Annotated in this window: 11 protein-coding genes; 7 read left to right on the top strand and 4 right to left on the bottom strand. The window is 69.8% G+C overall.

All coding sequences use genetic code 11. From position 1 onward, the window contains the following. Positions 1–33: 33 nt before the first annotated feature. Positions 34–645: a zinc ribbon domain-containing protein gene (locus ACX114_RS27155; protein WP_459289180.1), complete on the bottom strand. Its 612-nt coding sequence runs from the start codon at positions 643–645 to the stop codon at positions 34–36. A gap of 90 nt (positions 646–735) precedes the next feature. Next, entirely contained in the window at positions 736–1668 is a 933-nt protein-coding gene (gene nadA, locus ACX114_RS27150) for a quinolinate synthase NadA (RefSeq protein WP_459289178.1), read from the bottom strand. 377 nt (positions 1669–2045) lie between these two features. Here nadA and ACX114_RS27145 point away from each other — a divergent pair, with 377 nt between their 5' ends. The 7 genes from ACX114_RS27145 (at position 2046) to ACX114_RS27115 (ending at position 15045) form a co-directional block, all read left to right on the top strand. After that, a complete protein-coding gene (locus ACX114_RS27145; protein WP_459289176.1) occupies positions 2046–4493 on the top strand; it encodes a PilZ domain-containing protein in 2448 nt (815 codons plus the stop codon). Further along, positions 4493–5278 (top strand): methyltransferase domain-containing protein, encoded by a 786-nt coding sequence (locus ACX114_RS27140; protein WP_459289174.1) that lies wholly within the window; start codon positions 4493–4495, stop codon positions 5276–5278. Before ACX114_RS27145 ends, ACX114_RS27140 begins: the two co-directional genes overlap by 1 nt. Further along, a complete protein-coding gene (locus ACX114_RS27135; RefSeq protein ID WP_459289172.1) occupies positions 5275–8202 on the top strand; it encodes an ATP-binding protein in 2928 nt (975 codons plus the stop codon). The genes ACX114_RS27140 and ACX114_RS27135 overlap by 4 nt, the downstream gene beginning before the upstream one ends. Positions 8203–8374: 172 nt before the next feature. Beyond that, entirely contained in the window at positions 8375–9763 is a 1389-nt protein-coding gene (locus ACX114_RS27130) for a peptide MFS transporter (protein ID WP_459289170.1), read from the top strand. Between the two features lie 125 nt (positions 9764–9888). After that, the gene (locus tag ACX114_RS27125; RefSeq protein ID WP_459289168.1) at positions 9889–11055 is read left to right on the top strand and encodes an FIST signal transduction protein; all 1167 of its coding nucleotides are present in this window, start codon (positions 9889–9891) and stop codon (positions 11053–11055) included. 16 nt (positions 11056–11071) lie between these two features. Beyond that, positions 11072–13294 carry a sensor histidine kinase gene (locus tag ACX114_RS27120; protein WP_459289166.1) on the top strand — a complete coding sequence of 741 codons (2223 nt, stop codon included), beginning with the start codon at positions 11072–11074 and terminating at the stop codon, positions 13292–13294. Positions 13295–13383: 89 nt separating this feature from the next. Continuing rightward, positions 13384–15045 (top strand): phospholipase D-like domain-containing protein, encoded by a 1662-nt coding sequence (locus ACX114_RS27115; RefSeq protein WP_459289164.1) that lies wholly within the window; start codon positions 13384–13386, stop codon positions 15043–15045. 24 nt (positions 15046–15069) lie between these two features. Here the strand turns inward: ACX114_RS27115 and ACX114_RS27110 are convergent, their stop codons facing one another. Further along, positions 15070–16518 carry a POT family MFS transporter gene (locus tag ACX114_RS27110; RefSeq protein WP_459289162.1) on the bottom strand — a complete coding sequence of 483 codons (1449 nt, stop codon included), beginning with the start codon at positions 16516–16518 and terminating at the stop codon, positions 15070–15072. A 22-nt stretch (positions 16519–16540) separates the two neighbouring features. Further along, complete coding sequence (gene uvrA, locus ACX114_RS27105; protein ID WP_459289160.1) at positions 16541–19414, bottom strand: excinuclease ABC subunit UvrA; 2874 nt, start codon at positions 19412–19414, stop codon at positions 16541–16543. Positions 19415–19669: the final 255 nt, after the last annotated feature.

The following is a 19669-nucleotide window of genomic DNA, read 5'->3' as shown; positions in this document are numbered from 1 at the left end:
AAGGGCCCCCGTGGGGAACACCGGTGAGGCGGCTCAGGCCGTCGGGCTGGAGGAGCGCCCGCGCGGGGCCGGGGTTCCGCCCTCGGCCACGAGCACCGGCCAGCCTCGCGCCATGGCCTCGCGGAAGAAGGCCGCCAGCTCGTGCCGGCTGGTGTTCACCGCGCCCTGGAACGGGTCGATGAGGGCCTCCTCGCCCAGGCTCTCCTGCGAGGACAGCTGCACCGGGTTGCCGCAGCGCTCGCAGCGGATGGACACCTGTCGCACCAGGGCCACCGGCACCGCGTAGCGGGCGCTGCACTGGCCGCACTTCCACACCAGCGCGCGCTCGCCAGCCTCGCGGCGGGCCAGCAGCTCCAGCTCATCCGCCAGGCGCAGCAGCGCCGGCAGGTCCTGGGGCGGCTGGGCGAAGATGGCGCTGGGGCCAAAGCCCTTGCCCGGCGAGCCCAGGGCCGGGGGACGGTCCCCCTGCAGCAGGGCGCGCAGGCGGTCGCGGGCTTTCAGGTCGCGGAACTCGGCGCCGGCGAGGGCGCGCTCCACGGCCTCGTGCACCGGAGGCAGGTCCGGCTCGAGGCGCTCGTCGTCCGGCAGGGTCTTGGGGAAGTCCACCAGCCGGTGGGCGGGAAGTGCGAGAAATCGGAAGGCCACGTCCCTTCCATGGCACTTGGGCCCGCCGTCCGCAAGACGCGAGTTGCCAAACGTGGGACGCGGGCGACAGTCCCCGCGTCCCCGCTTCGCTCAGGCGGACCACTCCAGCATCCGCTGCAGGGGGGCGAGCGCCGCGTGCTGCAGGTCCGCCGGCAGCACCAGCTCCGGCGTCCTGTCCCGCATGCAGCGGTAGAGCTTCTCCAGCGTGTTGAGGCGCATGTACGGGCACTCGTTGCACGCGCACCCGTTGTCCGGCGGCGCCGGGATGTACGTCTTGTCCGGCGCCGACTTCTTCATCTGGTGGAGGATGCCGGCCTCCGTCACCACGATGAACTTCTTCTTCGGGCTCTTCACCACGTAATCCAGGATGGCCTTGGTGGAGCCGATGAAGTCCGCGTGCCGCAGCACCTGCTGCTCGCACTCCGGGTGGGCCACCACCTCCGCGTCCGGGTGCTCCACCTTCAGCCCCACGAGCTTCTTCTCGCTGAAGATTTCGTGGACGATGCAGCTGCCCGGCCACAGCACCATGTCGCGGCCCGTCTCCTTCATCACGTGCCGGCCCAGGTGTTGATCCGGCGCGAAGAGGATGGGGCGGTCCTTCGGAATCTGGTTCACGATGCGCACGGCGTTGGACGACGTGCAGATGACGTCGCTCATCGCCTTCACCGCGGCGGAGCTGTTCACGTACGACACCACGAAGGCGTCCGGGTGTTTGTCCTTGAACGCCTTGAAGGCCGCGGGCGGGCACCGGTCCGACAGCGAGCAGCCGGCCTTGAGGTCCGGAAGCAGCACCTGTCGGCTGGGATTCAGAATCTTGGCGGTCTCCGCCATGAAGTGCACACCGCAGAAAACGATGACGTCGGCTTCCGTCCGCGCCGCCGCCTGCGCCAGCGCCAGGCTGTCACCGACGAAGTCGGCCACGTCCTGCACTTCGCTCTCCTGGTAGTAGTGCGCCAGGATGACCGCGTTCATGGAGCGCTTCAGCTCCCGGATTCCCGCCTCGTAATCCACCGTCTCGCCCATGGGGGGCCTCCTCGTCGCCCGCGCATTCTGTAACGGCGTTCGCGGCGTGGGGCCAGCGTGCTCATGAGGCCCCGTGCGTGCGTCCCTACCCACCAAGGGGTCCTAGGCGACCGCGCGTCTTTAACCTATTCCGAAAAGTCCTCTCACCCCCGCGTACATCACCTAATCCATAGGAGCAGGTAAAGTACGCGGTGGTTGTTCGCCGGCGGCTCACCGGGAAGGCGTCTCAGCGCGGGCCCGCTGGCAACAAGAGAGAGCACCTGGCTCGGACACTCAAGACATGCGGATGGCGGGACGGGGCGCGTGCGAGCCCCGCGTCGACGGGAATGGCGCCATGCACGAGCGCCGGTGTGGCTCTTGCGCGTCGGGGGAAATCCATGAGCGTGCCGACTACTCACGAAGTCCTCATTGTCCACCCCAACGAGATGCGTCGCAACGCGCTGAAGTCCGCGTTGAACGCGCACCGGGTCTCGGTGGTGGGTTCACAGCTGGAAGCCACGCGGCGCATGGAGGCGACCGCGCCCACGTTGATCATCGCGCCCGCGGACAACGCGCGCCGCTTCCTGCGCCACGTGGACCGCGCGGCGCCGGAGGCCGTCTGCGTGTTCGTCTGCGCCCGGTCGGATCAACACGGGCTGGAGGAATTGGTGGAGACGGCCGCGGAGGGGCACGTCTTCAGCACGGTGGACGACGCGCTCACCGAAGGTGAGCTGAAGACGCGCCTGCGCGACATCCTCCAACTGCGCGCCTCCACGCGCGTGTCGCTGGATGCCGGGATGCGCGTGGACTTCCTGCTGCGCGGCCAGGCCTTCAGCGCGGAGTGCCAGGACCTGGGCCACTTCGGCGCAGCGCTCCAGGTCCCCATGGACGCGTCGCTGGCGGCCTTCCTGCCGGGCACGCCCCTGGACTCGCTGACCATGCTGCGCGACGGCCGGCCCGTGCTGCACGTGGTCCGCGCCTACGTGCGCCATGCTTCCCCCGTCCAGCAGGGGACGCACGCGTTCCTGCGCGTGGGCATCTCCTGGCGGATCGCGCAGGACGAGTCCTCCGCCGCCCCGCCGCGCACGCTGCGGGACGCGGTGGCGGTGCAGGCCGCGCTGCGCAAGGCGCTCAGGCGCGAATTGCCCGTGTGGCTGCATCCGGCGGACAGCCAGACGGCGCACTTCCAACTGGAGTCCGCCACCGTGGAGGCCTCCGACGAACGGGGCCTTTTGCGCGGGCAGGTGTCCTCCGCGCTGCCCGCGAGCGTGGGGGAGGTGGTCCACCTCTCCTTCGAGATGGGCGGCCAGCGCTACCGCGGCGTCACCAGCATGCTCCACGTGGGGCCGGAAGGCGTGACGCTGGGGATGCCCCGCTCGCTCGCGGTGGAGAACCGGCGCGGACAGCCGCGCTTCCGCCCCAGCGCACAGCACCGCTTCCTCGTGCACTTCACCTCGCCGTTCAGCGGCCAGCGCATCACCCGCGCGGTGCTGGACCTGGGCGTGCGCGGGTTCGCCTTCCCCATCGACGCGTCGTGCGAGGTGCTGCCGGTGGGCTCGCGCCTGGACACCACGCTGATGCTGCCGGACGGCTCGGAGGTGGCGTGCCGCGTGGAGGTGCGCTCGGTGGACGTCGTCCCCTTCGAGTCCCGGCATGATCAGCGCCTGCGGCCCTACCGCTGCGGCGTGCGCATCCTGGACATGCCGCGCGCGGTGCGCGACGCCATCGTGGACGCGTTCGTGGACGCCAGGGCCCCCCAGGTCCGCGACGGCGCGGTGTTCCGCTTCCCGGACGTCTGGCGGATGATGCAGGACGCCCACTACACCTTCCACCCGGACCACCCCTTCGGCGAGGAGTCCCGCGTCCTGCCCGTGCTGGAGGCGACGCACGAGCGGCTGGGCCGCTCGCGGGAGCTGGGCCGCTCGCTCGTCTTCACGGATGAGCACCGGCTCCTGGGGCACGTCAACGGCCTGCGCATGTACTCCGGCACGTGGCTGGTGCAGCACCTGGCCGTGATGCCCGGCTTCCGGCGCAGCGAGCAGATCTCCAGCGAGCTCACGTCGCTCGCGGTGGAGGTGGGCGAGGCGATGGAGGACGTGGAGTTCATCCGCTACATGTGGCGCACCGACAACCGGTGGCCGCACCGGCTGGGCACGTGGCTGGCGCGCGTGCTGGAAGGGCAGGGGCTGTGCCACCTGCGCCAGTTCCACTACCTGCGCGCGGACCTGTCCCAGATGCCCACCGTGGACGCGGGGGCGCTGCCGGCCGTGCGCGAGGCGGGCCCGGAGGACCGCCAGTGGCTGGAGTCCTACCTGCGCCGCCGGGGGGAGATGGTGCGCCTGCTCAGCGAGGACCTGGGCGCGGACTCCGGCCCCGAGTCCACGCTGGGCGCGCGCTTCCGGGCCGTGGGCCTGCACCGGGGACGGCGGATGTTCGTGGTGGACGGGGACGACGGCCCGCTCGCGCTGGCGCTCCAGGACGAGGCCACGCCGGGCCTGAGCCTCATTGAAGTCACCAACGGCTTCAACCTGGTGGTGGCGGACCGCAAGCACCCTCGCGCGACGGACGCGGTGGCGGCGCTGGCGCTGCGGTGCATGGCGCACGCGCGCGAGCGGGGCCGGGCTTCCGCGCTGGGCATGGTGGACCCGCTGGACGTGCCGGTGCTGGCCGCCTGGGGTTTCGCGGACCAGGGCCTTTTCTCCGAGTGGACCTTCCACCGCTCCATGGTGCGCCGCTGGTGCGAGGCCTGGCGCTCGCTCTTCGAGCGGCAGTTGCCCATGCGGCGCCCGAGACCCCGGGCCGCCGTCCCGGCCGCGGCGTTCGTCCAGAAGCAGGAGGCGCGCTGATGTACCTCATGGAATCCGCCGAGGAGTCCCGCCGCCTGCTGGAGCAGGAGCAGTCCCAGGACACGCGCGACGTGCTCGTCCGCACGGGCCTCAAGCCGGGGGACCGCGCGCTGGACGCCGGCTGCGGCCCCGGCGGCATCGCCGAACTGATGGCGGAGCAGGTGGGAGAGGGCGGCCACGTCACCGGCGTGGAGCTGCACGAGGGCCGCATCGCGGAGGCACGGACGCGCAACGGCCACCGCCCGAACCTGACGTTCCTCCAGGCGGACGTGCGCACCACGGGCCTGCCTCCGGACGCGTTCGATTACACGTGGAGCCAGTACGTCTTCGAGTACCTGCCGGACCGGCATGTCGCGCTCGCGGAGCTCATCCGCGTGACGCGGCCCGGGGGGCGGGTGGTGGTGTCCGACATCGACGGACTGGGCTTCCAGAACTGGCCCTTCCCGGAGCACCTGCGCGTGGGCACCCAGCGCATCGTGGAGGCCCTGGCGGCGCGCGGGTTCGATTTGTACGTGGGCCGCAAGCTGTATTCTGAGTTCCGCCGCGCGGGGCTCACGGACGTGCGGGTCCACCTGATGCCCTTCTATCTCTCCCCGGGCGCCGCGGAGGCGCGGCTCGTGCGCGACTGGAAGACGCGCTTCGAGGCATTGGCGCCGGTGGGCGCGGCCGTGCTGGGCGGGCTCGAGGCCTACCAGGCGCACTGCGCCGACTTCCTGGCCATGCTCGAGGACCCGGAGGGACTGAAGTACGCGGTGACGCTGGTCACCGAAGGAACGAAGCCGTGACCCAACGCCTGCCGGCGGTGAAGGTGCAGGACGTGTCCGCGGACAACGCCCCCGAGGTGAGCGTCCGCGCCACGTCCACGCTGCTGCTCTACTTCGAGCACCGCTTTGGCGCGGAGCGGCTTTCCCGGGTGTGGCGCGAACACGGGTTCAGCCTGGGGCTGGACTACATGCGCCAGCCCACCAACTACGTGTCGCTGCGCTTCCTGGAGCGCGTGGCGGCGGCGCTGCGCGAGGACTCCGGCGACTCGCGCTTCATGCGCGAGGCGGGCCTCTTCACCGCGTCGCCGCAGGCGCTGGGCTTCGTCTTCTACATGCTGCGCGCCTTCGGCTCGCCCAAGGCCTGCTACAAGCAGACCATCGACTTCTCCCCCAGCTACAACCGGGTGGGGGCGTTCACGGTGGACCTGCTGGAGCACAAGCGGCTCAAGCTGTCCTACCGCAGCAGCATCCCGGAGCAGAACCGCAACATCTGCGAGCTGCGCATGGGCCAGTTCGCGTCCTTCCCCACCATCTGGGGCCTGGCGCCCGCGGAGGTGCGGGAGACGGAGTGCCAGGTGCTGGGCGGCCACGCGTGCCGCTACCACCTCACCTGGACGGATCCACCCACGCTCTGGGGCCACTACCTGGGCCTGCTCCTGGGCATGGTGAGCGGGCTGTTGGCCACGCACCTGGGCTGGGGGGACGCGCTCTTCTCCGTGGCGTCGCTGGGCATGGGCGGCTTCGCGCTGGGCGGCTGGTTGGACCGCTGGCGCGAAATCAAACGCAAGGACGAGCTGCTCGCGGCGCAGGCCCAGGCGAACATGGGCTCCCTGCGGGAGTTGCAGCAGCGCTACGACGAGGTGTTCGGCAGCAACGTGGCGTTGGAGGACCGCGTCGTCGCGCGCACGCGGGAGCTGTCCGAGGCCAACGAGAAGCTGGAGGCGGCGCTCGTCAAGCAGCGGGAGCAGGACCGGCTGAAGACGGAGTTCTTCGACAACGTGAGCCATGAGCTGCGCACGCCGCTCACGCTCATCTTGCTGTCGTTGGACGCGCTCCAGAAGGAACCGGAGTCGCTGCCCACGGTGGTGCGGCAGCACCTGGTGACGCTGGACCGCAGCACGCAGCGGCTCCTGAGGCTCATCGACAACCTGCTCAACCTGGCGCAGTTGGAGGCGGGCAAGGTGCGGCTGCGCTACCAGCCGCTGGAGCTGCACGCGTTCCTGTCCTCGCAGCTGCTGCCCTTCCGCACCGTGGCGGAGAAGCAGGGGCTCACCCTCACGCTGGAGGGCGGCCCCGTGTCGCCGGTGCACGTGGACGCGGAGCGGATTGAAGGCGTGTTCCACAACCTGGTCTCCAACGCGCTCAAGTTCACCCCGGCTGGCGGCACCATCGCGGTGCGGCTGCGCGAGGACGACACGGACGTGCACGTGGAGGTGGTGGACACCGGGCAGGGCATGGCGCCCGCGGACCTGGCCGTCATCTTCGACCGCTTCGCCCAGGCGGACACGACGGGCACGCGGCGCTTCGGGGGCAGCGGCATCGGACTGGCGCTGGTGAAGGAGACGCTGGCCTTGCACTCGGGCGCCATCGAGGTGTCGAGCACGCCGGGGCAGGGCTCCAGCTTCCGCGTGCGGCTGCCCAAGGGCACCCAGCACCTGCGCGAGGACCTGCGCGAACGCCGCGCCACGGACCTGCCCACGCGCCGCGAGCGCCGCAGCTCCGGCCGCTTCGCCACCGTGCTGGCCGCCACCGTCGCCGGGGCGCAACGCCCCACGGAGCCGCAGGACCACACGCGCGCGGACTCGAAGGCGCCCCGCATCCTGGTGGTGGAGGACGACGCGGAGATCCGCGCCTTCATCGCGGACATCCTCGCGCCCAGCTACCGGGTGCTGGAGGCCACCAACGGGGAGGAGGGCGTGCGCCGCGCGCTGGAGGAGCGGCCGGACCTGGTGGTGTCCGACGTGATGATGCCGGTGCAGTCCGGCCTCAACCTCCTGGTGCAGCTGCGCGCCCATGCGCAGACGGTGGACATGCCCGTCATCCTGCTCACCGCGCGCCAGGAGGTCTCCGCCAAGGTGGAGGCCCTGGGCGCGGGCGCCAATGACTACCTGGGCAAGCCCTTCAGCCCCCGCGAATTGCTGGCGCGCGTGGAGACACAACTGCGCCTGCGCGAGGCGGCCGTGCGCGCGGCGGAGAACGAGCGGCTGGCGGCCATCGGCCTGCTCACCTCCGGCTTCGCGCATGAGGTGCGAAACCCCCTCAACGGGCTGATGAACGCGCTCATCCCGTTGAAGGAGGTCATGCAGGGCAAGCAGATGGGCGGGGACCCCGACCTGGGCCCCGCGATGCTGGAGGTGATGGAGGAGTGCGGCCAGCGCATCCGCCACCTGGCGGAGTCGCTGCTGTCCTTCGTGCGCACGGCGGAGAAGCCGGTGGCGGTGCGGCTGGACACGGCGCTCGACTCCACGCTCAACGTGCTGGGCTGGCGCATCCCGTCGGCCGTCGTGGTGGAGCGCGCCTACCAGTGCGCGGAGCCCATCTGGGGCGACCCGGGCACCCTCAACCAGGTGTGGCTCAACCTCCTGGACAACGCCCTGCGCGCGGTGGGCGAAGCGGGCCGCGTGCTGGTGGAGACCGCCCAGCAGGGCGACGAGGCGCTCGTCACCATCGAGGACACCGGCGTGGGCATCCGCCCGGAGGACCTGGAGCGGCTCTTCCAGCCCTTCTTCTCCACCCGCGCCGCGGGTGAAGGCACGGGCCTGGGTCTGGCGCTCAGCCGCAGGATCGTCCTGCAGCACGGCGGCCGCATCCACATCACCAGCCAGATGGGGAAGGGCACGCGGGTGGAGGTCCGGCTGCCCCTGCGCCCCGCGCACGCGGAGCCCCTGGCCCAGACCCCCACCACGGGTGCGAGTCGCGGCCGGTGGCCGCGGCGGCTCGGCTGACGCGCCCGGCCACGAAGCGGCAGGGCGCGGGGGCCCGGAGGGCCGCTCGCGCAGGGGGCGGGAATTCCCACGGACGCGGGGTGTCCTCTGTCCTCGCTGAGGGCGGGACTCCTGTTACAGTCGCGCGACTTTTCGTACCCCCTCCCAGAAATCCGTTCGAGGAACTCACGGCATGCAAAGCACCGTCGCCGCGGGCGAGGCCCGCAAGGGGCATCCCCCGGGCCTGTATTTGTTGTTCGCCACCGAGATGTGGGAGCGCATGTCCTATTACGGCATGCGCGGCCTGTTGGTGCTCTTCCTCACCGACAAGGTGCGGGGCGGCTTTGGCTGGTCCACGGCGGATGCGCTGGGCCTCTATGGCACGTACACGGGCCTCGTGTACCTGACGCCGATCCTGGGCGGCTACATCGCGGACCGCTTCATCGGCCAGCGCAAGGCGGTGGTGCTGGGCGGCGCGTTGATGGTGATTGGCCACCTGCTGCTAGCGCTACCCGGCATCTCCATCTTCTACGCGGGCCTGGGCTTCCTCATCATCGGCAACGGCTTCTTCAAGCCCAACATCTCCACCATGGTGGGCGGGCTGTACCCCGCGGGTGACGGCCGCCGCGACGGCGCCTTCACCATCTTCTACATGGGCATCAACCTGGGCGCGGTGCTGGGCAACTTCATCTGCGGCACGCTGGGTGAGCGCGTGGGCTGGCACTGGGGCTTCGGCTCCGCCGGCGTGGGCATGACGCTGGGCCTGATCATCTTCATGGCGCTTTCGCGCAAATTCCTGGGCAACGTGGGCCTGGCGCCCGCGCCGCGCCCCACCGTGGCGCAGACGACGACGCCGGACGGCAAGCACCACGCCTTCAGCCGCCAGGAGTGGGACCGCATCATCGTCATCTTCATCATCGCGCTGTTCGTGGTCGCGTTCTGGACGGGCTTCGAGCAGGCGGGCGGCCTGATGAACCTCTACACGGACCAGAAGGTGGACCGGACCATGTTCGGCTGGGAGGTGCCCACCACCTGGTTCCAGAACTTCAACTCCGTCTTCATCGTGACGCTGGCGCCCATCTTCGCGGCGGTGTGGAGCTCGCTGGCGGCGAAGGGCAAGGACCTGAGCATCCCGGTGAAGATGTCCCTGGGGCTCATCTTCCTGTCCGTCGGCTTCGCCTTCATGCTGGGCGCCTCCAAGGAGAGCGCGGCGGACGGCAAGGCGGCGGCGTGGTGGGTCATCATGGCGTACCTCTTCCACACCATGGGCGAGCTGTGCCTGTCGCCGGTGGGCCTGTCCATGGTGAGCAAGGTGGCGCCCCAGCGCGTCGTCTCCGCGATGATGGGCGTGTGGTTCCTGGCGAACGCGGTGGCCAACAAGCTGTCCGGCGTGCTGGGCGGCTACTCGGAGAAGATGGGCGAGTTCAGCGTGTTCCTCACCATCGTCATCGGCGCGGGCCTGGCGGGCGTCATCCTGCTGTTCCTCGCCCCCATGCTGAAGCGGATGATGCACGGCACGGACGAAGTGACGCCCGCGCCGACCCCCGCGCACCAGGAAGGCACCGTCCACCCGGCCACCTGAGCCGGGTAGGGCAGTCTTGCTGAGACACGGACGCCGGAGCGCCCCCAGGGTGCTCCGGCGTTTTTCGTGGGAGCTTGGGGGCCCTGCACGCCCGCTCCCGCGTGGGTATCGATTCTCTAGAGCCCATGCGCATCCAGATTGGAAAGAGCCGCTCGGCGGATGGCACCGCCGCCGCGCGGGAGGCGAGCCAGGAGGCGCTGCGAGGCGCGGACGCCCCCACGTTCGCGCTCGTGCTGTGCACGGACCAGTACGACGCGGCGGCGCTGGCGTCCGCGGTCGGCGAGCAGTTGGGGGACATCCCCTGGGCCGGGTGCTGCGCGGCGGGCGTCTTCGCGGGAACGGAGCTCCTGCTCCAGGGCCTGGTCATCGCGCTCTTCCACGGCGACGACTTCCGCGTCGGCGTGGGCATGGGCGGTCCGGTCAGCGTGAGCCCCAGGGCGGCCGGGCGCGCGGCGGTGGCCGAGGCCGTCAGCAAGCTGCCTCCCAAGCCGCCCGGCTTCCGGCGCACGCTGTTCGTCCTGCCGGACGCGCTGAGCGGCAACTCGACGGAGGTCGTGCGCGGGGCCCAACAGGAGGCGGGCGCGGGCATCCGTTGGGCGGGGGGCGGCGCGGGCAACAACGTCCGGTTCGTGAAGACAGCCCAGTTCACCAAGGGGCACGCCTACCAGGACCAGGTGGTGGTGATTGCCTTTGATGCCCTGGAGCCGCTCGGCGTGGGCATCCAGCATGGCTGGTCTCCGTATGGTCCGCCGTCGCAGGTGACCAAGGCCCGGGGCTCCACCGCCGTGGAGCTCGACTACGAGCGCGCCTTCGAAGTCTACCGGCACACGGCCGAGAGCCGGGGCGACGCCCTGGACACGCGAAGCTTTCCCCGCTTCGCGATGACCCACCCGCTGGGGATTCCCCAGGCCAATGGCGAGTTCGTGATCCGCGACCCCCTGGCCGTCGAACCCGACGGCTCCGTGCGCTTCATCGCCGAGGTCCCGGATGGCTCCCTGGTCCGGGTGATGGAGGGCAAGCGCACGGACCTGCTCGACGCCGCGGCCGGTGCCGCCACCCTGGCCCGGGAGGCGACCCCTGGCACGCTGGGCGGCGCGGTGGTGTTCGATTGCGTCTCCCGGTACCTCGTCCTGGGAGAGGGCGTCCGGGACGAGCTCTCACGCTTCCAGGACGCGCTGGGAGAGGGCGTCCCGGTCGTGGGCTGCCTGACCCTGGGCGAGGTGGGGGCCATGGGAGGCGGGGTCCCCCAGTTCCACAACAAGACAGCGGTGGTGGTCGCCCTGCCTGCATGAGGGAGTGAGGTGGCGGATGGCGGACCACGGCGCGGACGGGGACCACAAGCTCACCGAGGAGCGGCTCGCGCTCTTGAGCGTGCTCCAGGAGCTCACCGTCGCGGCGCTCGACCTGCTCAATCCCTACAAGCCCGCGGACGACTTCCTGGACCGCGTCGCGGAGCGGCTGGGGTGCGCGGTCGCCCTCTGGCTCCAGCCGGATGCGCGGGGACAGGTGGGGCTCCTGGGCGCGAGCGGCCTGTCCTCGGCCTCCCGCCAGCTCCCGATTCCGGGGCTGCCGCCGCGCCCGGGGCTGCCAGCGCCCCTCTGGGTCGACCTGCCCTATCCGGAGCTGGACTCGCCGGGGCTCGTGCGGTGGTCGGTGCCCATCGACGACGCGGGGGCCCCCTCCAGCCTGCTGCTGATGTACTTCGACCGCGAGCCGCATCTGCCGCGGCAGTACCGGGGCATGGTGGAGCGGCTCGGCGCCGTGCTCCGCACCGCGCTCGTCCACCGGCAGCTCTTCGCGAGGACGCTGGAGAGCGAGCGCGCGCTCCAGCATGAGCGGGACTTCAGCTCGGCGGTCCTGGACACGGCGCGCGCGCTGGTCATCGTCCTGGATCCCCAGGGGCGGATCATCCGCTTCAACCGGGCCTGCCAGGAGGTGACGGGCTACTCCTTCGAGGAGCTGCGCGGCGCGCACTTCTGGACGCGGCTTTTGCCGCCGGACGAAGCGGCGCGGGTGGAGCAGAACTTCGCCGTGCTCGCGGCCGGGCTGGGGTTCGAACAGTACGAGACCCACTGGCTGACCCGCGGGGGCGAGCGCCGCCTCATCACCTGGTCCAGCAACGTCCTGCGTGGCGAGTCGGGCTCGATCGAGTACGTCATCGGCACCGGCATCGACATCACCGAGCACCGCCGGGCCGAACAGGAGCGCGATCAGATCTTCCAGCGGGAGCAACAGGCGCGCGCCCGCGCGGAGGAGCAGGAGGGGCGGTCCGCGCTCCTGGCGGAGGCGTCCGGGCTGCTCACCGGCTCGCTCGCCCCCGAGGACGCGCTGCGCAGCGTGGCCGCGCTGACCGTCGAGCGGTTCGCCGACTGGTGCGCGGTGGACCTGCTGGACGGGGGGCACTCCTTCCAGCGCGTCACCGAGGCCCGCTCGGAGGCGTTGCGCGCCACCGTGCCCGTGCGGATGCACTGCGCGCTGCCCGACCTGGATGCCGAGCATGGCCCGGGGAGGGTGCTCCGCGTGGGCGAGCCGGAGTTCTGCCCGGAGGGGTGCGCCTCCATGTCACTGGGCTGCGTGCGGGACGGGCAGGGCCTGTCCGAGGTCGTCGAGTTCCAGTCCTGGATCTCGGTGCCGCTGCTCGCGCGGGAGCACGCGCTCGGCGCGATCACGCTGGCCCGCATGGAGGGCGGTGGCCGGTATGTCCCGGCGGATTTCGCGCTCGCGCAGGAGCTGGCCCGCCGCGCGGCGATGGCCCTGGACAACGCGCGCCTCTATCAGCAGGCCCAGCTGGCGATTGGCCTTCGGGATGAGTTCCTCTCCATTGCCTCGCATGAGCTGAAGACGCCGGTCACGTCGCTCCAGTTGTCGGTGCAGGGGCTGATGCGCCTGGCCCGGACCGGCGCGCTCGGGACCGCGCGGGTGGATGCGGTGACGCACTCCCTGGAGGTCATCGAGCGTCAGGCGAAGCGGATGGCGAAGCTCGTCAACACCCTGCTGGACGTCTCCCGCATCCATGCGGGAAGGCTCGAGCTGGAGTTCGAGGAGGTGGACCTGGCCGCGCTGGTCCGGGACGTCGCGGCGCGCTTCGTCCCGGAGCTGGCCACGTCCGGAACCCGGCTCCTGGTCCACGCGGACCTGGCGATGCCGGGCCTGTGGGACCGGTCGCGGTTGGATCAGATCGTCACCAACCTGCTCTCGAACGCCATCAAGTACGGCGAGGGGAGGCCCATCGAGGTCCGGGTGGAGGGGGACGCCGTGATGGCCCGCCTGGAGGTCCGGGATCAGGGCATCGGCATCCCGGCGGAGCGGCACGCGCGCATCTTCCGGGCCTTCGAGCGCGCGGTGTCGTCGCGCCACTACGGCGGGCTGGGCCTGGGCCTCCACATCGTGAACCAGCTGGTGGAGCGGCTGGGGGGAACGGTGCGCGTCGAGAGCGAGGCGGGGCAGGGGGCCACCTTCACGGTGGAGCTGCCCCGCCGGGGACCGCACACGTCACCCTCGGCGGATCCGACAGTGCAGCTGGGACCCTGAGCCGGCTTCGGCGCACCGCGGGCTGCTTCCACCCGGCGTCTGTCTTTTTCGCTACTCTGGGCGAAGTTCATCCCGAGCGGGAGTGCCCGATGAAGAGCGCGGTCAGCGAAGGCAACGCGGTGGAGCTGGTCCTCGATGGCGAGAACTTCTTTGGCGCCCTGGAGGAGCTGCTCGACGAGGTCGCGGAGGCGGACCCGGGGCCGGAGACCTACGTGCGTCTGGCCTACTGGGAGATCAGCAAGGGCCTCCGGCTTCCCAGCGGGACGACGCTGGCGCCCAAGCTGAAGCAGGTGGCGGACGCGGGCCACCCGGTGGATCTCATCATGTGGTGCCCGGCCCGGCTGGACGTCCGCTTCGACAAGAACATGAGCGCCGGCATCCTCGAGGAGAACGAGTCGACGGCCGCAGCGCTGGGGCGCTACGACGGCACGACGCAGGGCGGGCGGATCCGCTGCCTGATGGAGGTCTACAACGGCTGGAACGGGTCCTCCGTCCACCAGAAGATCGCGCTGTTCAGCGTGGAGGGGAAGCTCACCGCGCTCATCGGCGGCTTGAACCTGGCGAACTTCTACTGGGACAACGAGGCCCACGCCGGGAGGCAGGGTGGAGGAATGGGCGATCCTCCCCTGGGCAACACCGTTCATGACACCGCGCTGCGCATCAATGGCCCCGTGGCCCTGGACATCGAAGCGGAGTGGCTGCGCCGGTACCAGAAGCGCTTCTACGAGGTGGGCACCCTGGCCGGTGCGAGCGGCCGGGCCACCTCGCCCATCACCGACCCCGAGGAGTTCGACCGGCTCCCCCGCGCCCGGCGCGGCGATCAGCTCCATTCGAGTCAGAAGGTCTCGGTGCAGATCGCCACCACGAACTCAGAGAGCTACCTGGGCCGCGCGACGGACATCCAGGCGCTGCTGGTCGAGGAGATCCGCAGGGCCCAGGACACCATCTACTTCGAGGGCTTCGCCTTCAGTGACCCGACGCTCGTCTCCGAGCTGTGCAGCCGGCTCCAGAAGCCCCATCCCCCGAAGCTCTGCGTGATGGTGCCCTATCCCTACGCGAAGAACCCATTCCCCTTCGACTACCTGAACTACATCTCCTTCGCGAAGCTGTCCCTGGCGTCCTGCACGCACGTCACGGTGGCGGGGAAGCGGGTGGCGCGCGCGGACTGCTCCGTCTGGAAGGTCAACGAGAGCCTCAACGCGTGGAGCACGCTGCGCAGCATCACCTCCATGGTCAGCAACAAGTGGCTGGAGAGCGACAGCTTCACCTTCCAGCCGAAGGGAGGCAGCTCCACCACCGTGCCCCTTCTGAAAATCGAGGGGTTCGAGGACGTCGCCCCCGTCGACAAGGGCGTCGAGTGCTTCGACCGGGCGCGGGTGCGCTTCCTCGCGCCGTTCCACGGCAAGACCGCCATCTACATCCACTCCAAGCTGGCCCTGTTCGATGACCGGGTCGCGGTGGTGGGCTCCGCCAACTTCACCTACCGGAGCATGGTCTACGACGGGGAGCTCAGCGCCTTCATCCGCGACGAGGCCGCGACCCGGCGCATCCGCGACGCGTTGTACGGGCACTACGTGGACATCTACAGCCCCGCGAAGTCCAGCTGGATCGCGGACCCCCGCTACGCCTACTCGAGGCGCGAGAGCGTCAATCGCGGTGAGCACGCGCTCGTGGCCCTGCGCGTCGAGGACTTCCCCCGCGTCCTCCCGGACGACCCGTCGTACAAGAAGATCAACCACACCTTCATCTGACGACGGGCCGGGGGGTTGGGGGCCTCAGGCCGGCTTCGGCTCGACGCCCGGGTTGCGGCCGTCCATGGGGGCCTGCGCGTCCGACTGGTAGTAGTCGCGCACCACGTAGCGGCGAGCCACCAGCGCCATGCCCACGCCGGCCACGGCGGCCAGGGCCGCGTAGAAGAAGAACTGCGCGGAGCCCGTGAAGACGTTGAGCGCCGCGGCGATGGCCACCGCCAGGTTCGCCAGCGTGTTCGTCACCAGCCACACGCTCTGGATGGTGCCCTTCATCTCACGGGGCGCCTGCGTGTACGCGAACTCCAGGCCCGTGGTGGACACGAGGATCTCCGCCACCGTCAGCACGATGTACGGCAAGAGCTGCCACGCGATGTTCAGCGTCTGCCCGCCCTCCATGGCCACCTGGAAGAACCCCGCGATGACGAACGACGCCGCGCCGATGATGAGGCCCAGCGGCATGCGCCTGAGCGGCGTCAGCTCCCAGCCCATCCGCTGGAAGGCCGGGTACACCACGGCCGTCAGGAAGGGGATGAGCAGCATCACCAGCATGGGGTTGACGAACTGCATCTGGCTGGGCTGGAACACGAACCCGCCCACGTTGGGGTCCATGGACCGCGCCTGCACCACCCAGGTGGACGCCTTCTGGTCGAACAGCATCCAGAAGAAGGGCACGAACGGCAGCATCAGCGCGGACACGCGGAACACCGCCTTCACGCCCTCCACCGCCTCCGCCGGGTGCTCCGCCTTCGCCTTGTCCAGCCACGTGCCGCCCGCCACGTCCTTGCCCCGGAACGCGCTGGCCAGCACCTTGAAGAACGAGTGCGGGTTGGGGCCCGTGGGCGGCACCAGCACGTAGTGCTTGCGGCCCGCCCAGAAGATGACCGTGGCCAGGAACATCAGGAGGCCCGGAATGCCGAAGGCCACCGCCGGTCCGTACTTCTTCATGAGCAGCGGGATGAACAGCGACGCGAAGAACGAACCGAAGTTGATGGTCCAGTAGAAGATGGCGAAGACCTTCTTCACCAGGTGCTTGTTCGTCTCCGTGAACTGGTCGCCCACCATCGCGGACACGCACGGCTTGATGCCGCCGGAGCCAATCGCGATGAGCGTCAGGCCCGTGTAGAAGCCCGTGGCGTTGTCCTCGAAGAGCGCCAGGCACGCGTGCCCCGCGCAGTACACGAGGCTCAGCACGAAGATGGTCTGGAACTTCCCGAAGAAGCGGTCCGCCAGGTACCCGCCAAGGAGCGGGAAGAAGTACACCCCCGCCATGAACAGGTGCATCAGGTACTTCGCGTGGGCCTCCCGCGCCCCTGACTCCGGCATCTGCGTACGCAGCAGGTAGTCGATGAAGAACACCACGAGGATGTTCCGCATCCCGTAGAAGCTGAAGCGCTCACAGGCCTCGTTCCCGATGATGTAGGGAATCTGGGGCGGGAAGCGCTGGGAGGTGGGGGCGGTCGAGGTCTCGGCCATGCCCCCACCCTACCGGGGCCCCTCAGGCCGCGTCCACGCGCTTGCCAATGCGGGCCCGGCGCGCCTTGCCCAGCACGTGCTTGAGGTAACGCCCGGTGTGGCTGGCCTCCACCTTGGCCACGTCCTCCGGCGTCCCGGTGGCCAGGATGTTGCCGCCGCCCGAGCCGCCCTCCGGCCCCAGGTCGATGAGCCAGTCCGCGCTCTTGATGACGTCCAGGTTGTGCTCGATGACGAGCACGCTGTTGCCCGCCTCCACCAGCCGGTTCAGCACGGAGAGCAGCTTGCGGATGTCCTCGAAGTGCAGGCCCGTGGTGGGCTCATCCAGGATGTAGAGCGTGCGCCCGGTGGCCACCCGGGCCAGCTCACGGGCGAGCTTGATGCGCTGCGCCTCGCCGCCGGACAGGGTGGGGGAGGGCTGGCCCAGCCGCAGGTAGCCCAGGCCCACGTCGGTGAGCGTGGTGAGCACGCGCATGATGTCCTTGTGCGCGCCGAAGTGGTCCACCGCCTCCCGGACGCTCAGGTCCAGCGTCTCCGCGATGTTCTTGCCCTTGTAGCGCACGCGCAGCGTGGCCTCGTTGAAGCGCTTGCCGTTGCAGACCTCGCAGGGGACGTACACGTCCGCCAGGAAGTGCATCTCCACCAGCTTTACGCCGTCGCCCTCGCACGCCTCGCAGCGACCGCCCTTGATGTTGAAGCTGAAGCGGCCCGGGCCGTAGCCGAACGTGCGGGCCTCCGGCGTCATCGCGAACACTTCGCGGATGGCGTCGAAGACCTTGGTGTACGTGGCCGGGTTGCTGCGCGGCGTGCGGCCAATGGGCCGCTGGTCGATGTCGATGACCTTGTCCAGGTGCTCCAGGCCCTTGATGGACTTGTGCTTGCCCATGGGCTCGCGGCTCTCGTAGAGCGCGCGCGCCAGGGCCGGGTAGAGGATCTCGTTGATCAGCGTGGACTTGCCCGCGCCGGACACACCCGTCACCGCCGTGAAGATGCCCAGCGGGATGTCCGCGTCCACGTTCTTCAGGTTGTTCTCCGTCGCGCCCAGGATGGAGATCTGGTGCTTCGGATTCACCGGGCGGCGGGACTCGGGGATTTCAATCTCCTGGCGACCGGACAGGTACGCGCCGGTGAGGCTCTTCTCGTCCGCCATCACCTGCTTGGGCGTGCCCTGGGACACCACCTGCCCGCCCAGCTCGCCCGCGCCGGGGCCGAAGTCCACCAGGTAGTCCGCCTCCTCCATCGTCTCCTCGTCGTGCTCCACGACGATGACGGAGTTGCCCAGGTCCCTCAGGCGCTTGAGCGTGGTGAGCAGCTTGCCGTTGTCACGCTGGTGCAGGCCGATGGAGGGCTCATCCAGGATGTAGATGACGCCCGTCAATTCGCTGCCCATCTGCGACGCCAGCCGGATGCGCTGGCTCTCACCGCCGGACAGGGTGGACGCGGTGCGGTCCAGGGTGAGGTAGCCCAGGCCCACGTCCACCAGGAAGGACAGGCGGCTGCGGATCTCCTTGAGCAGCTCCTGGGCGATCTTCTCCTCCTGCGCGGAGAGGCCCATCTGCGTCAGGAACGTCCGCGCCTCCGTGATGGTCATCCGGCTCAGGTCCACCAGCGTGCGCGTGTGCACCTTCACCGCGCGGCTTTCCGGACGCAGGCGCTCGCCCTTGCAGGACGGGCAGGGCTTGTCGCTGAAGTACTTCTGCAGCTCCGCCTTGCGCGCCTCCGACGTCGTCGTCTTGAAGTTGCGCATGGTGCGGGCGAGCAGGCCCTCCCACTCCATGTCGTACTGGCCGTTGTCGCCCCACTGCACGGTGAAGGACTTGCCCTTCGCGCCGTTCATCAGGACGTCCTTCTCCCGCTTGGTCAGCTTCGCGTACGGGACGTCCAGGTCGATCTTGAACGCGGACGCCAGGCTCTCCACGAAGTCCGCCGTCCAGCCCTCGCCGCGGTTCATGCCGCTGGCCCACGGCTCGATGGCGCCGTCGCGGATGCTGCGCGTCTGGTCCGGCACCAGCAGGTCCGCGTCCATCTCCGGCCGGGTGCCCAGGCCGTTGCAGTCCGTGCACATGCCCAGCGGGTTGTTGAAGGAGAACGACGCGGGCGTCAGGTCGCCAAAGGACAGGCCGCACGCGGGGCACGCGTTCAGCTCGCTCATCACGCGGTCGGACGCGAGATTTCCCTTCTCATCCGTGATGATGAGGGTGCCCTTGCCCTCGCGCAGCGCGGTCTCCACGGAGTCCGTCAGGCGCGTGCGCAGGTCCGGCTTCAACACCAGACGGTCGATGATGAGCGCGATGTCGTGCTTGGACTTCTTGTCCAGCTCGATGCGCTCCTCCAGTTCGCGCACCTTGCCGTCCACGCGGGCGCGGGAGAAGCCGCGCTTCTGCGCCTCCGCCAGCAGGTCTTTGTGCTCGCCCTTGCGGTTGGTGACGATGGGCGCCAGCACCTGGAGCTTGGTGCCCGCGGGCAGCTTCATGATCTCATCGACGATCTGCTGCGCGCTCTGCTTGCCCACCTTGCGGCCGCAGTTGGGGCAGTGCTGCACACCGATGGAGGCGTAGAGCACGCGCAGGTAGTCGTGCACCTCCGTGACGGTGCCCACCGTGGAGCGCGGGTTGTTGCTGGCCGCCTTCTGCTCGATGGAGATGGTGGGCGACAGGCCTCGCAGCGTGTCGTAGCGGGGCTTCTCCATCTGCCCCAGGAACTGGCGCGCGTAGGAGGACAGGCTCTCCACGTAGCGGCGCTGGCCCTCCGCGTAGAGCGTGTCGAACGCGAGCGAGCTCTTGCCGGAGCCCGACACGCCGGTGAACACCACGAGCTTCTTCTTCGGGATGTCCAGGGAGACGGTCTTGAGGTTGTGCTCCCTGGCACCGCGGATGGAAATGACGTCGGGCTCGGACATGGGGGCGCGCTTTATCACTGAAAGGGTGTTCCGGTGCACGCAAAGGCGTAGAACCGAAGAGGTTCAGCGGAAACACGCGAAAGCGCCGCCCGCATCCCCACAGCCAGACGGGCACCCGGCCGTCCTGCGCGCGCCACTCTCTCCCTCTGGAAGTCGCACGGCCCCCGAGGGTGAGGGGTCGGTGTGGCATCCACCGTTTGTGAAGCTTTTGCAGTCGCTTCCACGAAACGTGGAATCTCCTGCTTTACCCGTTAA

It is taken from the genome of Corallococcus sp. M7, from assembly GCF_054512695.1.
Note: the sequence above shows the minus strand (reverse complement) of the source record. Positions and strands in the feature narration are given on the sequence as shown.